General features: G+C 61.3%; 9 protein-coding genes and 4 pseudogenes. 6 read left to right on the forward strand and 7 right to left on the reverse strand.

The window, feature by feature from the left end; genetic code table 11:
- The first annotated feature begins 38 nt into the window (after positions 1-38).
- Together C7G42_RS35695 and C7G42_RS07295 are read left to right on the forward strand one after the other, a co-directional pair.
- The gene (locus C7G42_RS35695; protein ID WP_245427558.1) at positions 39-302 is read left to right on the forward strand and encodes a hypothetical protein; all 264 of its coding nucleotides are present in this window, start codon (positions 39-41) and stop codon (positions 300-302) included.
- A 2248-nt stretch (positions 303-2550) separates the two neighbouring features.
- Positions 2551-3432 (forward strand): hypothetical protein, encoded by an 882-nt coding sequence (locus tag C7G42_RS07295; RefSeq protein ID WP_106948284.1) that lies wholly within the window; start codon positions 2551-2553, stop codon positions 3430-3432.
- Here the strand turns inward: C7G42_RS07295 and C7G42_RS07300 are convergent.
- Together C7G42_RS07300 and C7G42_RS36225 are read right to left on the reverse strand one after the other, a co-directional pair.
- Entirely contained in the window at positions 3377-4249 is an 873-nt protein-coding gene (locus C7G42_RS07300) for a DNA topoisomerase IB (protein WP_245427560.1), read from the reverse strand. The genes C7G42_RS07295 and C7G42_RS07300 overlap by 56 nt on opposite strands.
- Positions 4250-4260: 11 nt before the next feature.
- Positions 4261-4668: pseudogene (locus C7G42_RS36225) on the reverse strand (DNA topoisomerase IB-related protein); the annotation flags it as partial.
- 71 nt (positions 4669-4739) lie between these two features.
- Between C7G42_RS36225 and rnhB the strand changes: the two are divergent.
- Positions 4740-5564, forward strand: coding sequence for a ribonuclease HII (gene rnhB, locus C7G42_RS07305; protein ID WP_106948285.1), 825 nt, complete (start codon positions 4740-4742; stop codon positions 5562-5564).
- A gap of 30 nt (positions 5565-5594) precedes the next feature.
- On the opposite strand, the pseudogene C7G42_RS07310 reads toward rnhB, so the two are convergent.
- Positions 5595-6020: pseudogene (locus C7G42_RS07310) on the reverse strand (ATP dependent DNA ligase); the annotation flags it as partial.
- Between C7G42_RS07310 and C7G42_RS07315 the strand changes: the two are divergent.
- Positions 6011-6139: pseudogene (locus C7G42_RS07315) on the forward strand (DUF3606 domain-containing protein); the annotation flags it as partial. The pseudogenes C7G42_RS07310 and C7G42_RS07315 overlap by 10 nt on opposite strands.
- Positions 6140-6177: 38 nt before the next feature.
- On the opposite strand, the pseudogene C7G42_RS07320 reads toward C7G42_RS07315, so the two are convergent.
- Both C7G42_RS07320 and C7G42_RS35705 read right to left on the reverse strand, forming a co-directional pair.
- Positions 6178-7076, reverse strand: a pseudogene (locus tag C7G42_RS07320) (3'-5' exonuclease).
- A gap of 732 nt (positions 7077-7808) precedes the next feature.
- Positions 7809-8021, reverse strand: a complete 213-nt coding sequence (locus C7G42_RS35705; RefSeq protein WP_106948287.1) for a hypothetical protein — start codon at positions 8019-8021, stop codon at positions 7809-7811.
- Positions 8022-8602: 581 nt separating this feature from the next.
- Between C7G42_RS35705 and C7G42_RS07340 the strand changes: the two genes are divergently transcribed.
- Positions 8603-8803: a hypothetical protein gene (locus C7G42_RS07340; protein ID WP_106948289.1), complete on the forward strand. Its 201-nt coding sequence runs from the start codon at positions 8603-8605 to the stop codon at positions 8801-8803.
- A 268-nt stretch (positions 8804-9071) separates the two neighbouring features.
- On the opposite strand, the gene C7G42_RS07345 is transcribed toward C7G42_RS07340, so the two are convergent.
- Positions 9072-9299, reverse strand: coding sequence for an SDR family oxidoreductase (locus tag C7G42_RS07345; protein WP_106948290.1), 228 nt, complete (start codon positions 9297-9299; stop codon positions 9072-9074).
- Positions 9300-9419: 120 nt separating this feature from the next.
- Entirely contained in the window at positions 9420-10646 is a 1227-nt protein-coding gene (locus C7G42_RS07350) for an ABC transporter substrate-binding protein (protein WP_106948291.1), read from the reverse strand.
- A 791-nt stretch (positions 10647-11437) separates the two neighbouring features.
- Between C7G42_RS07350 and C7G42_RS07355 the strand changes: the two genes are divergently transcribed.
- The gene (locus C7G42_RS07355) at positions 11438-13903 is read left to right on the forward strand and encodes a bifunctional diguanylate cyclase/phosphodiesterase (protein ID WP_158537573.1); all 2466 of its coding nucleotides are present in this window, start codon (positions 11438-11440) and stop codon (positions 13901-13903) included.
- Positions 13904-13991: the final 88 nt, after the last annotated feature.

Raw genomic sequence — 13991 nt, forward strand, 5'->3', positions numbered from 1 at the left:
CGGCGCCCGTTGTCAGCAGCGCCAGAGGAGGTTTCGCCATGTATCCGAGGAAACGCCTTTCGAACAAGTCAGCGACAGTTGCCGGAATTGCCGCGAGCGTCCTGTTGGGGCTTGCAGGTCTCACGCTCAATCCAACGCCCGCAAAGGCGGTCGTGTATTGCCAGTATGTTGAATATCCGGCGGGGTGCGTTGCCCGGGCCGGCGTCGTGCTCAGGCCTCGTCCAGTGGCGCGCGCTGCCGTCCGTCATAACGCCGGGGGCAACGCAAACGGCGGCGTCAATCGCGTTGGCGCGCGGCGGTGAGGACATTTGCTTCAGATCGCGAGCCCTGTGGCAATGAGCATGTCGGTTCGTGGCTCTTTTTCAGACATGCCCTATCTCGCCGACGATGTCCTTAATAGGGTCAACAGCGGACTTGGCGGCAAGCGCTGAGTGGAGTGCAAACGCTGCCAAGCGTTTGCCCGTCCATCGTCGCCAAGCGCATGCCTTCCGGTTGATTTAGATCAATAGCCACGCTCGGAAATTTGGGCGACTCGCAAGAGGGCGGGAAACCGGGAGTTCGAGATATGGGTAAACGTTTGGAATCGATGGTCAGCCGTCGAAGCGCCCTTGCCATTTGTGGATACGCAGCCGTGTTCGGACTCGTGGCCTCGCCTGCAATTCTAATGGTGTCAGATGCTGGCGCGCAGACCTCGACCCCACCGACCACGCCCGCCGCGCCTTCCACTGCGACGCCGCAGTCGGGTACGGAGCGGCGTCAGGAACGGCGCACGGGGCGCACCGAACGACGTCAGGATCGACGGACAGGGCGAACAGAACGGCGTCAGGAGCGACGGACGGGGCGCACGGAGCGGCGCGAAGAGCGGCATGACGGTGCTGCCGAACAGAAAAAGTAGCCGCGCGTCCACCAGCACGCCTCAAGAAACCAATTGGGAGCAAGAACATGAAAAGTTCAACAGTGCTCGGCGCCGCCCTCGGTGCAGCGATGTTGTGCTTGGCGCCCGTGTCGTTTCACCGGTCGCCGGAAGGGACTGTCGTTATCTCCGTCGACAAAGCTGACGCTCGTGTCGGTCGTCCTCTCACACCTGGCAGCGTTGCGGGGGTTAATAGGCGAGTACATCGGCGCGCGTACTATGGAGCTGCGGTGGGTGCAGCTGCCGTCGGAGCAGCGGCCACGGGAGCGTACTATCACCGCCGTCAATGCGGCTACTATCCGTATCCCCCGTGTTATTGAGAGCGACGCAGCCGACCTGATGGCCGGTGCACTGCCGCGCACCGTCGGGGACGCGTTGCAGGGCGCGTCTGCGTCGGCGTTCAACCGAAGTCGGTGCCGCATTGTTGAAAGATGTAGCCGCCACAATTGCGGCAAGGGACTCAGCTACTGATTCGCACGGTAATCCAGCGTTCGTGGGCTTGTCCAACGATCCCTTAGAACTCACACCTGGGTAGGCCAACGATGGTGGTGCAAGGGCGCTTGGTCCCCATCCCGGCGCCCTTGTACTGAGGCTCTATGCTCCGCGCTAGACGCGCCACACGCCTTTGCGAAAGCCGCCGACAAAATGATCGGATACGTCCGATGGCGGAAAGTAAGCGCCGTCCTTGCCGAAGTGGCGTGCATGAACTCCAACGTCGGAGTTCGCATGTCGGGCCCAGTGCAGAGACTAAGCGAGTTCATCTTGCGCTTGCTGGTCCGATGCGGAGAAGTTTGCCGACGGGCAGCGTCTCGACGACCGCCGGTTCACCGCCGCCTGCAACGACTTAAGCCAAGCACGCTGCTGGTCGCGGACGACACGCCACGCGGTGCGGCGGGTTAGCGAGGAGCGCTAGTCTAAGTGTCGCGGACTCCACCTTCACCCTCGTCCGCGGAAACGCGGGCGAGTGTGGATGCTGATCGAAAAGTGACCCCCATCGGCCTCTTCGGGACCCCTTCAAGTCACTGATTGTATTTGAATCTGATTGATCGGAGCCCACGCCGATCAAGGTCGAGACCCCTCGCCGAAACACAGCCGTCATCACGCGGCGACCGCCTCAACCGCCCGGCAACATCGCGCATCAACCGTGAATCAACTTAACAGGCTGGACTGGCCTCTTTGAGGATTGACCAAGGCAGACGATCGCGCGATTCTGCGGCGCTGATCCGCTGCAGTAGTCCACATTGTAGTCGTCAGTGTAGTCCGTAACCCGCCGGCTCGCGTTGTTTTTGCAAGGAAATTGGCGGATAGGGCTTAATTGGTCCGAGAGTCCCTCCCTCTCCGCCAATTAGCTCGCACCCCAATTCGCAGTCCTAAGGGCCCTTAAAGCCCCGTTTCACGCAGGTCCGACGCCCCAAACTAAGGCGTGACGCGTGACTGTACCGGGACCTGTACCAGCAAAAGTATCAGCGAAGAGGCGAGCCGCCGGCGCGCGCGTCGGCGGCTCGCGGCCGCCGCGGCACCTGACCGGCGACCCCTCCGGCTGGCGCTTCCAGCTGCGGCTGTCCCCGCAATTCTTCAAGAACGGTATTGCGGGTGGATCCCGACTTTCCGGCGCCGCCCCTATGGTCAGGGCTCAGTTGGGCCCGCGCAGCCGCCGCGAGGCCCAACGCCTGGCGGCGCAGCTTGCGACCCTTTGCCAGACCATCAGCAGCTTCGCGGCAGAGATGTGGAAGGGGATATCGATGGACGCGTCGCGGATCGACGACAGGCGGAACGAGCTGGTCCAGCACACGGTGGCGGCGTGCCAGAACGCCATCAGCCGCGCCCTGGAGCATCCGGCCCAGGCGATCGGGCTGGCGCGCGGTCTCGAGGCGGCGCTGAGCACGCTGCAGCTCGTCGGGCGGGAAGTCGAAAGGGGCGAGGCGGGGATCGCCGCCGTGACCTCCAACGCGGAAGCCCTGACGCGCTCCGCGCTGACCGATGTCCTGAAGCTCGCCTCCGCGCCCGAAGAGGCGCTCGCGGCGCTCGCCGCCGTCGATCAGGTTGCTCCGTCGTTCGAGCCGATGACCGCGACCGCGGCGTCCACACGGCCGGCCGGCACGCCGGGCCTGCCGCTCTTCGGCGCGATCTCGCAAGCCTACATCGACATGCGCATCGCGCGAGACGGCGTGGATCACCCCGAAATCCCGCGCCTCGTCCTGCGCCGCCAAGTCTTCATCGACCTGGTCGGCGACCGCACGCCCGACAAGTACTTCCCGAGCGACCTGCAGGCCTTCGTCAACAAGATGCAGCACTTCCCCGCCAACGTGATCAAGCGGTCGGACTTCGCCGGCATGACGACGCAACAGATCCTTGAATCCAACAAGGGCTTCGCGATCGCCTATTTGCCGACGAGAGCACCAGCCGAGGCCTGCCTGGAGGCATCAAGGAAGACGCAGGCATCCGGAGACCGGGTACGCGAGGCTAGGCGGGCACCTTCAGAGAATCGAGACGCTTCCGGAGAAATGCCAGCACCATGATCTCGTCGGAAGTAAGCTTGGCGTACTGGCGCTTGAACTTCTGCGCGATCTTGGCATCAATCATCTTCACGAGGTTACCGGACATGTAGGCGTTCAGGACTTCCGGGTGCACGTAGCACTTGCGGCAGATGGCCGGTGTGTTGCCGAGCTGCTTCGCGACGCTTTCGATCGCGGCGACGACGTTGCGCTTCGCCTCGGCCTGGCTATCGTACTTCTTGAATTCGGCAAGCGCCAACGCCGCCAGAACGGTTCCCGCCCAAGTCCGAAAATCCTTGGCGCTGAAGTCCTCGCCCGTGATGTCCTTGATGTAGGCGTTGACGTCGCCAGAATCGACGGTGCGGGGCTGTCCGTCGTCGTCCAGGTACTTGAAGAGCTCATGTCCCGGGATCTCCGCGCAGCGCTTCACGATCGCGGCTATCCGCTTGTCCTCGACGCGAAGCTTCCATTGTTTGCCCGACTTGCCCGTGAAGTCGAACCGAAGGACGCCGCGCCCGACCTCGACGTGCTTGCGGCGCATGGTCGTGAGCCCGTAAGACTTGTTTTTCTCGGCATATTCGGCATTGCCGACCCGGATCAATGTCTTCTCCAGAAGACTAACGATCGTGGCCAGCACCTTCTCGCGCGGCAGTCCGTCCCGCTTCATGTCGGCGGCGACCCGTTCCCGCAGCGCGGGCAGCGCGGCAGCGAACAGGATGATATGCTCATACTTGTTCTGGTCTCGTAGCTCGCGCCATTTCGGAGGTAGCGGTACTGCTTGCGACCCCGCGCATCGAGCCCGGTTGCCTGGATGTGGCCGTTCGACGACGGGCAGATCCACACGGACTCGTAGGCCGGCGGGATGCCGATAGATTTGATGCGTCGGATGACGGCGGCATCGGTGATGCGCTTGCCATCCTTGTCGTAGTAGCTGAAGCTGGTTCCAGTCTGCTTGCGCGTGTACCCCGGCGCGGAGTCGCTGACGTACCGGAGGCCTTCTTCCGCGATGGTGGCCGCGACCTCGGCGGTGCGATCCAGAACCTCTTCTTCGTTGCTGGCTTGTCGGAGCATGGGCCGGCCCCCTCGGAAGCACCCGGGGATCGAGGCTCCACTCTTTCTCAAGGGATGATGACACCTGTTGGTTCCGCTCTGAGGTCGAACGCGGGGTTCTGGATCAGTGGCCCTCCAGAATAGCGGGACCTCAGATGGCGAGCCGGTCCGGTTCCTTTCGACAAGGCGCTGCGCAGTCGATGACGGCATGGTCTAGCTTCAGACAATCGCCACAAATTTCACCGACACGCTTCCCACAGTCAGTCTTCACGAAGGCCCCTATGCCCCAGTATTCGCTCGATGCGTTGCGCCGGCGCTATGTCGTCGAGAAAAGACCGCTCGAGGCCGACGTCGAGCAGATCTTGCGGGCCGACGCCCGCGCGGGAGCCCGTGCCATCCTGGCTTCAATCGACAAGCGGCGCTCCGAAAACAGGTCCGAAGGGCAGCGCCTCCGTAAGATGTTCCGCTTCGAGACCTCTCTCTGGGAAAGCGGCCAACATGCCGTGGCAGGCGTGGACGAGGCCGGAATGAGCCCTCTCGCCGGGCCAGTCTCTGCTGGCGCCGTGATCCTGAAGCCCGGCACGCGGATAATCGGAATCGACGACTCGAAAAAGCTCGATGCCGCCGCTCGCGAAGAACTCGCGAAGGAAATCAAGGAAAAGGCAGAGAGTTGGTGTGTAGCATTCGTCGAGGTCGAGGAGATCGACGAAATCAACATCTATTGGGCAGGCATCCAGGCGATGCAACGTGCGGTCCGGGGCCTAGGGTTGATGCCGCAGCACTTGCTGATCGATGCGAAGCGGTTGAAGGAAATCGACATCCCTCAGCAGTCGATCATTAAAGGGGACGCCAAGTCCGCCAGCATTGCCGCCGCCTCCATCCTAGCGAAAGTCGAGCGCGACACGGTCATGCGGACACTCGACGTGCGTCACCCCGGCTACGGCTTCGCGGATCACAAGGGCTACCCGGTGCCGGCTCACTATGAGGCGCTCGCCAGGCTTGGTGCATGCGCAGCTCACCGGAGGTCGTTTGGACCTGTACGCAAAGCCCTCGGATTGCCGCCCCTGCCGCCGTGGCCTTCGGCATCCGAGCGCGCCGCCAGCTGAACTACAGGTCGTACTCTGCGTCTGGGGCCATTATTTTCGCGACCACTTCTTTTCGCGAACGACGTCCTTGGCGTTTTTGTCGGACCTCAGGCCGAGATAGACCGGCTGGCGCAGCTCGCCCTTGCTGGTCCACTCCGCGAATTTCACTTCCGCGACCAAGGAAGGACGCACCCAGGTCGTAACCCGCTCATTTTTCACCTTGCCAGGGAAGGGCGACTTGGCTGTCTTCAGCCTCACGAGCTTGCGGTGAAGCTCTTCGAGAACCTGGTGGCTGAAGCCGGTGCCGACGTGGCCAATGTACCGCCATGCATCGGCGTCGCGTACCGCCAGCACGAGGGCGCCGAAGAAGGGCCGGGTTCGCCTCGGCGCGGTGAAGCCGGCGATCACTACCTCCTGCCGCTGCGCGGTCTTCACCTTCAGCCAATCGGCGGTCCGGCGTCCGGACGCGTAAAGGCCAGGACTACGAATTGCGGTACGAAGCAAAGAAGACTGGCCGCTCGGCCTCGGCGGTGAAGAAGGCCGTGAAGAAGGTCGGCAACAGCCGCAAGCGGGTCGAGAAACGTCTCGGCCGCTGAGGGCAGGTTCGCGCGCGTAGCATGGCCGTTGGCGGCCATCAGATCCTGCAGGAGAAGCGGGTGAAGGCGGTCAGCGTCTGCAGGCGCGGCTCCACGTCGCGCAGGTAGATCTCGGTCCGGAGAAACGCGAGCTCGGTGTCCAGCGCGGACTCGCAGACGTCGACGTACCAGGACTTTGGCCGACCGTCCGTGCCGTCGCTCCAGCGATAGCCGCGCCGCTTCAGCGAATCCTTGAGTTCGAACGGCGACTGTTCGGCCCAGATCCGGATGGTCTTCTGTCGTGCGGTCTCGAGCAGGACGGCGAGCGCGGGCGCGCCGGTCGTTGGTAGGTCGAAGTCCAAGATCTCGAGCAGCGCGTGACAGTCGTCAACCGCGCGGTGCGCTTGGTGAAAATAGCCGGCGCCATTCAGAAGGTAGCCGAGCTTCGCTCCATCGAAGCCGTGCTGCCGCCACTGGACCTCGGTCGCGGAGCATGCCCACGCCTTCCGCTCGAAGACGGGCCAGTAGCGTTCGGAAAACTTCCGATCGAATCCACTGTTATGCGCGATGACCAGGACCACGGAATCATCGACGAAGGCGTTCACGGCGGCCTCGTCGATCCTGTGGCCGGCCACCATTTCGTCGGTGATGCCGGTAAGCGCCGTGATCTCGGCCGGGATCGGCTCGGACGGCTCATTGAAGGCGGAGAACGTGTCCCTGACATCAATGATGCGCCCGTCCGGCGTGTAGCCGAACTTGACCATGCCGAGTTCGATGACTTCGTCTTTGCGGTGGTCGAGGCCGGTGGTTTCGGTGTCGAGCAGGATGCCGATCCTCATTTCGTGCCGGAGACCCCCATCGACCTCGGCCGCGGCACCAGGCGCCGGAGCACCCGGTAGTCGCTCGATCGCCCTAGTACCTCGGCCATCGCGGCCAGATCCGATGCGTCTTGAAACATCTCTTCTCGTGGTGAGCCGATGAGGTAGTCCCGTCAGGCCCCACAATACCGGGACCGCTCGGCGCGAGATATCTGAAAGACAAGCAATTCACGGGCTTTTCGGGAGAGTCGGTGCAGTTGGGTCCCCTTGCGGGACGCTCGCGCAGGGCTTCAAGCGCGAGCGCTCCAGAGGTCCGCGCTATGAACGGGCGGATCGGCGGAGCAGCTCCAAAGGCTAGACAGGCGTCCGCCTATCGTGCCGACCCCGGATTGCTACGGTCCCACTGGTGCGTGATCGTTTACGATCTGCAGCTATATTTGTATCTATGGATCTCGAGTACGACCCCAAGCGCGAGGCCGCCGCGGCGATGAAGTTTGCCGCCGAAGCCGATGGGCTAGAACGGCAGAGATGGATCACCGCCGCCCTGGCGTGGTCGGAGCTCACTCGCCTACGCGGGGCTGCCGAGCACAACGTGCCGGAAGGGTGGCCTACGCGGCCGCTCGTTACCGAGGCAAGGCGCCGCGCCTTCCGGGACCCCCCTTCCAAGGCGCTAGGAGCGAGTTCAGAGGGCAACGCGATGCCGCACCACCCGCTCACGGCATCAAATCCTCGCCGGTGAGGCCAGGACCACCGGCTGGGTACGTGAGCTTGGCCCTGGGGAAGCGTCTGTCGGCAGATCTCTCGCGCGCTGCGGCGCCAGGCTTCATCGGGTGCGCGGTGCGGCACCATCAAGAACGACACGGGTGTGGGCGTCAGGCCTCACTGGGTCCAGAGAAAGTCGCTGCAGGCGGCGGCGTGCGAGACGCCGGCAGCGGCCGCTCGGTCGGCCCGGATGCCGAGGGCTGACCGCCCCTGCTGTCATACCGTTTGGCGAGATCTAGGAGACGACGCCGGGTGAACGGATCGGCTTTCTCCGCCATACCTCGGACCCTTTGGGCCAGACCTCGGTAGAACTCCTGCTCCATGACACGCCCCTCAACATCACTGCCCAGAGTTGAGTGCTGTGCGGCGGCGGAGTCGAGAAGGCGCGCAACAGTGCGTGAACCCGACCTAATTTTTATCGGCCAGCTTGAGCTCGCGATCTCGGCTGAACTAGAGTGCCATCGCAGGGGAAAAACAGATGGCCATGCTCCATGCGGTCCGGAAGGCGTGCCCGGTGTGCGGCAAGCCGATGAAAGCTGTGTCCGAGGAAGCTTCGGAACGGCCGCCGCGGTACGTGTGCACCAATTGCAGCGATGACCCGCTACGCGACCCCGCCGCCCGCAAGTGGGCGGACGGCCCTTTGCGGCCTCCGGAGCCCTAGGTCTTCGCTGCGCGCGGTTGGTGTCGAGCATGGAACGGGCTCGGTCGGACACCGTTGATATGGCGGGCCCGCGCGAATGCACGGCCCGCGTGGCTCCGCCCTCAAGCCCCCCAGCCCCCAAAAAGGCGGGGCCACGCTCATTCTTCCCAGTCCTCTCGCAGAATTTTTCGTTGACCGTAACTTGCGTGAATCCCCGGCTGGCCGGTTCAGGCAGAATGCTGCTTTCGCTGGGGGAGACCTCCAATGTTCGATGCTGAAACCGCCGCGCTTTTGCGCGCGGTTCTCGACGAAGTGTGCGAAAGCGTGTCACGCTACGAGACCTCTGCCCGCACCCACGTGGCCTCCATGATCCTCGAAGCCGCCAGCAAGGGCGAGACATCGGTTGACGGGTTGAAGCAGATCGGCAGGAGTGCGCTTCGCGAGGCCCCGATCCTGCGGAATTGACCTGCCCCCGAGCGCAGCGGTGCGCCACCACCGCCGCCCCGGACTGGGCGTGTACCTAACGTCGGCTTACGGCGAGTACAAGGAAGAAGCGAAGTGCAAGTACTTCGTCTCTTCCCCGGTGAACGGACATTCTCAGACAGGTGGGCACGTCTCAAAACGCCATTCCTGGCGATCTCGACGCCCAGTGCATGTAGCTGAAATCGGGATCGAGTGCGCGTCCGGATTGATGCGCACGACGCAGCCGAACCGAGGTGCGGATAGACCGCTTTCATCGTGGGCTATAGGCGATCGGGCCCGTGTCGAAGTTGCGCCGCAACTGCTCCGCCGAGAGGCCGAGCACCGACAAGGATGGCGCGGATGAATTGAATGCGTTATTCACCAGGATGTGGATTCCTCCATAGGCGGAGACCACCTTCTCGACCGCCGCCTCGATTTGATCGGAACTGCTGATGTCGCAGGCCAGGCCAGCGGCGATGCCGCTCCCGCTGCAGAGCATTTTCGGGAGCGCTCCGTTCCTAAGACCATTTTCTACAGCAATGCCAAGCTGCGAAGCGGTTTCTTTCTTTGGCAGACGCTCCGGCCCGCGCAGACGATTGCGGGCCGGAGAGAAATGACTTTACGCTCCCTTCTCGCCGCTCATGACAGGCCCGAAGCGTTCCCAGCTCTCACCCTTGAACCGCATCATCTGCAGCTGCTCGATCGGCGCAAAGTCGGTCGGGCTGGTTTTGATGCGCGTACCCGGTAGATAGATGCCGATTTCGAAATCGAGACTGGCGGCCTGCTTCATCACGTTCTCGCGCGTCAGGTCGTCCTTGCATTGACGCAAGACCTGCTCGAGTCCCTTGGCAACGCCGTATCCGAAGACTGTGGCGGCATCGTCGAGATCGCCCTCTGGATACCACTTGGTCATGAAAGCACGCCACTCGTTCATTGCCGGATCGTTCTTCCACTCGGCGTCCTTGGGATCCTTAAGATACGCCGTTGAGAGAATGCCTTGCGCGTTGTCGTAACCTGCGGGCTTGATCACGCCGCCGATCGATCCGGAGACATTAGTCAAAAACTGGACCGGATGCCATTTCAGCTCGGACACCTTCTTGATAGCCTGCGCGGCGAATTTGGGCGTCGCGATATTGAAGAAGATATCGGGATTGCCCCCCTTGATTTGCACGACCTGCGAGTCGACGGTTGGTGAGGAGGTTTCGTACGGCGCCTCCACGACGATCAGCTTGCCCGCCTGATCACCAAGCCCGTCCTTCAGCCCGATCAGATAGTCCTTGCCGAAGTCGTCGTTCTGATAGAGGACGCCGATAGTCTTGCCGGGATAATTTTGCAAAATGTACTTCGCATAGATCCGCGCCTCAACCTGATAGCTCGGCTGCCATCCCATGGTCCATGGATGGTCCTTCGGATCGTTCCACTTGGCGGCACCTGTCGAAACAAACAATTGCGGCACCTTCTTGGTATTCATGTATTTCTGGATCGCCGTGTTGCCCGGCGTTCCGAGTGGATTGAAAATCAGCAGCACCTCGTCGCTCTCCACCAGCTTGCGGGCCTGCTCCACCGTCTTCGGTGGGCTATAGGTGTCGTCATAGGAGATGAATTCGATCTGCCGGCCGTTGATGCCACCTTCGGAGTTGATCTTCTTGAAATAGGCGGCTTCGGTCTTGCCGATAGTGGCGTAGGCTGACGCTGGGCCCGAGTACGGCATGATGTTGCCGATCTTGATCGTGGCATCAGTTGCGCCGGTATCGTATTTTTTCTGGGCGTTTGCGCCGGTGATACTCGACGCGATCGCGAATGCGATCGTGGCGGTGTAGATCAGTCTGCGGCAAGTCAAATGCATTGCAGTCCTCCCATGACGCTGATCATTCCCAAGCTTCTGTCGAGCTCTTGGGTGTGTCCAAGTATGCACGAAGACTCGGTCGTCGCCAGTGAGCGAACGTCACGCCAAATTCCGTGAAATGATATTTGCGGCGACGCGGCATGATGTCTGACTGAGCGAGCATCATATGCGAGGAATCACGTAACGCGGCTCAATACGCGGGCAAATCCTCGCTGTTTGCCGAAGCCTGCACCGTCGGAACGACACCCGCGGCTCTTCGCCTCGTCGCCAATACGGCCTCGCACCGGCTGGACGCGCCATCCCGTTGGTTTGCGGGAACATCACAATCTATGCGGTAACCCGACCTCTCTTCCACTTCCCCAATACTTGGTGTAGGTCGGCGTGGGTCCCCCGAGGCCGATCGGCGAGCTAAGTTATTGACCCAGCAGATGGCGAAGGGGCCAACTTGGACGCCTATTCACGCATTGCGAAACGGCGACTTGTCGGGAGGCCGGGCTCCCCTGTCTAGGAAGGGCGGCCTAATGCCCACACCGGACAGGCCGAGGCGCATGTACGTCCGGCCGAGCTCAAGATCTTGCATCGGCGGCTATTGTTGAACGCAGTTCTGGATGTCGCTCGTGAGAATGTCGGACTGATCCAGCTGAGCGTCATGCGAGAGGGAGACTTGCGCTTCGCGTGGGCGTCCAGGGGAATCAGGTGATCCGATGAGCGGTCACCTGTTAACTTGTTCTAAAGCATCGATTCTAACTTGTTGTTTCCCCAAGCTCATTAGGATGTTTGTGGGGGAAACCATGAACCACGAACTCATGTTCGCGGCACTCAACGCCACGAACGAAGCCATTCTACGTTCGGCGAACAGCTCCGAACTTTACCAAAAAGTCTGTGATGCCGCGGTCCACGGCGGCCACATTCGGATCACGGCCGCCCTTATCCCAAATGATGCGGGATCGCTCAACGTTGTTGCTGCAACGAGCGAGACGGGGTTCATTCCGCAAATCAGCATTTCAGTTGACGAGACTTCGGTCCACGGCCACGGACTTGCGGGACGGGCATATCGCTCTGGGCTCGCCGCTCTCAGCAATGACGTGGTTCATGACGACACGTTGAAGCCGTGGCGAGAGCATTCGATAGCCTGCGGCGTCGGTTCAACGCTGGCCGTCCCGATTGTTCAGCGCGAGCAAAGCATGGGCGTCTTTCTGTTCTGCTTCGCAGCAGCCGGGTCTATCACTGGCGAAATGAGTGCGCTTCTCGAACGGGTCGTCGAGAATGTCGCATTCGCTCTCGAACGTTTTGAGGGGGCCGAACGGCAAAAGGAAGCCGAGCGCGCGCAGCGCGAGGCAGAGAACAAAGAAGCTGCGTTGCACCGCATGTACATCGCGCTTTGCAAGACAAACGAAGCCATGATGCGCGCCGGGTCGCGCGAAGAGCTCTACGAACTTGTTTGCGAGGCAGCGGTTCTGGGCGGGCATTTTACTTCGACGACAATTGCCTTGGCTCAGCCCGACGATCATTTCTTGAAGATCGTCTCCACTAAAGGACAGAATGCCGATCGGGTTCGCAGCACAGCGTTTTCGGTCTTGGCAGACCACCCTCAGGGTAAGGGACTAACCGGCACCTCGTTCCGTTCAAAAATGCCCTGCATCAAGAATGAATTCTTGCGTGATGCCGGGACAAGCCATTGGCACCAGCTTGCGGAAAGAGGAGGGACACGCGCTGGTGCAAGTTTTCCTCTGTTCAGCGACGGCGTAGCCATCGGAGTCCTGCTCTTCCTGGCCAGCAACGAAGGCATCTTCACCTCCGAGATCGTCGAGCTACTGGCCAGGCTGGCCGAAAACGTGTCCTTCGCGATCCAGAATTTTGACCGGACGGATGCAAAGAGAATGGCCGAGGAGCGCATCCGCTTCCTGGCAACCCACGATGCTTTGACGAGCATCCCGAATCGCTCGACGTTCACGACAATGCTCTCTGATGCGCATCAGCGCGCGAGCAGCGCACCGGGCCGCCGGCTTGCCGTTCTCTTCATAGACCTTGACCGCTTCAAAATGATCAACGACTCGCTCGGTCATACTGCCGGCGATCAATTGCTTATCGAAGCATCCAAGCGGATGCGCGCGCATATTCGGGCGGAGGACGTGCTGGCCAGGTTGGGTGGCGACGAGTTCGTGGTTTTGGTTGACCAGCTGACCGGCAAAGATCAGGCGACTGCGATCGCCCACCGGCTTCTGGAAGCGCTCGAGTCACCCTTCCTCCTGTGCGGACACGAGTGCCGCATCAGCTGTAGCATCGGGATCGCGATTTTCCCAGATGATACCTCGGATCCCGAGGAACTCGTCAAGCAGGCGGACACCGCAATGTATGCGGCCAAGGCAGGTGGAAAGAATGCATATCGTTTCTTTTCGGCGGAGCTGCAGTCGCATTCGCTGAGGCACCTGGTTCTCGAAGCCGACCTGCGCCGTGCGCTCGAAAAAGAGGAGCTGTTTCTCCATTATCAGCCGAAGGTAGATAACGCGGGTCGCATTGTCGGTGTGGAGGCGCTTCTACGTTGGAAGCATCCCCAGAAAGGAGTGATCGCTCCCGCAGCCTTCATTCCAATGGCCGAGGAAACCGGTCTAATCATTCCGATAGGCAGGTGGGTACTGGAGACAGCCTGCCGGCAGAGCACCATGTGGCAATCACTGGGATTGCCGGCAATCTCGATGGCCGTCAATCTGTCGCCGAAGCAGTTCACCGATCATGATTTGCTCGGATTTCTCGACGGAGTCCTACGTGACACGGGCTTAGCTCCCGAGCTCCTGCAGCTCGAGGTGACCGAGAGCATGGTGATGCAGAACGTCACGCATGCGACTGCGGTCATGCAGGCCATCAATCATCGCGGTGTTCGTCTGGCAATCGACGACTTCGGCACGGGCTATTCGTCTCTCTCGTTAGTGAAAAGCTTCCCGATTGACACCATAAAGATCGACCGTTGCTTCGTTGGAGGGATTGGTGAAAGCCCTCAAGACCGCGCTATTTCCGCAGCTATCATCACGCTCGGACAGGCACTTGGTCTGACTGTAGTTGCCGAGGGCGTGGAGACCGCCGAACAAGACGCCATTCTAAAAGATTTCAACTGTCATGAATTTCAAGGATTCCTGTTCAGTCGGCCGGTTTCGGCCGCCGAAATTTCGCGCTTGCTAGGTGCCAGCGACGGCCTCACGGAGCAGATATCATCTCCATCCCTCGCCTCAGCGGGCGAAGGAAGAATGCATTGTCTCTGACCTTCGGCGTTTGAAGGTAAGTTTAGTGGCGTGTCCACTAGAGACCGATTTATTAGAGCGACTCGATTTTGACTCTCGATCTGCGTCT

The organism is Bradyrhizobium sp. MOS003, from assembly GCF_003020125.1.
Classification (GTDB): domain Bacteria; phylum Pseudomonadota; class Alphaproteobacteria; order Rhizobiales; family Xanthobacteraceae; genus Bradyrhizobium.

Excerpts from the sequence above, each read along its gene's own strand:
- rnhB (WP_106948285.1), top strand. The coding sequence starts at position 4,740 with ATGCCCCAGTATTCGCTCGATGCGTTGCGCCGGCGCTATGTCGTCGAG.
- C7G42_RS07340 (WP_106948289.1), top strand. The coding sequence starts at position 8,603 with ATGTTCGATGCTGAAACCGCCGCGCTTTTGCGCGCGGTTCTCGACGAA.
- C7G42_RS07355 (WP_158537573.1), top strand. The coding sequence starts at position 11,438 with ATGAACCACGAACTCATGTTCGCGGCACTCAACGCCACGAACGAAGCC.
- C7G42_RS07350 (WP_106948291.1), bottom strand. The coding sequence starts at position 10,646 with ATGCATTTGACTTGCCGCAGACTGATCTACACCGCCACGATCGCATTC.
- C7G42_RS35695 (WP_245427558.1), top strand. The coding sequence starts at position 39 with ATGTATCCGAGGAAACGCCTTTCGAACAAGTCAGCGACAGTTGCCGGA.
- C7G42_RS07345 (WP_106948290.1), bottom strand. The coding sequence starts at position 9,299 with ATGCTCTGCAGCGGGAGCGGCATCGCCGCTGGCCTGGCCTGCGACATC.
- C7G42_RS35705 (WP_106948287.1), bottom strand. The coding sequence starts at position 8,021 with ATGGAGCAGGAGTTCTACCGAGGTCTGGCCCAAAGGGTCCGAGGTATG.